The following is a 587-nucleotide window of genomic DNA, read 5'->3' as shown; positions in this document are numbered from 1 at the left end:
CCCAGATTACCGACCAGAATGACCTTGTTAACGCTGCCTGACATTTGCCTGTTCCACTAAAAATATTGAGAAAAATATCACTGATCTGAGGGGCGATTTAAGCGGCTTTCAGCTTGGCCCGTTCCATCTGGACGTACTGTTCCGCCCATTTGTTGACCTGAGCCGCAATCTCCGCTGGCGTTCCTTCCCGACCGTCCCAGTCTTTGAGCAGGTCAAACCCATAATGCAGGGCGATATACCGGCGGCTTTCCGGGTCTTTGGAGTAATTGGCTCCAAGGTAGCGTGCGCCATCAGGAACCATCTCTCCATCGGCGGCCATCCCGACAAACAGACGTTCCACACCATTCTGGGGGCGCTGTGCATCATAGTATTGCCAACCGTGATACTTCACCAACGCTGCCAGCGTCTGATGGGAGTAATGGGCATTTTCCAGTTCCACAAAGCAGGTGGTCTTGCGGTTAGCACACTCACTGCACCGCCCGGTGCAGACATTCCCCTCTTGCGCAGGGGTGGACACGGTGCGTACACTATTCGTCAAGTCGGACATGAAAGCCTCTCTTTCTGTTCTGGCTAGTCCCGGTTTGGTG

At 54.0% G+C, this 587-nt stretch carries 1 protein-coding gene; it reads right to left on the bottom strand.

The window, feature by feature from the left end; translation table 11 throughout:
* Positions 1 to 97: 97 nt before the first annotated feature.
* On the bottom strand, positions 98 to 587 hold a 490-nt coding region (locus tag GOB83_RS14720; RefSeq protein WP_206752422.1), incomplete at its 5' end, for a hypothetical protein.

This window comes from Acetobacter fabarum (genome assembly GCF_011516925.1).
In the GTDB taxonomy this organism is placed as follows: domain Bacteria; phylum Pseudomonadota; class Alphaproteobacteria; order Acetobacterales; family Acetobacteraceae; genus Acetobacter; species Acetobacter fabarum.
This window is presented reverse-complemented; position numbering and strand designations above follow the sequence as displayed.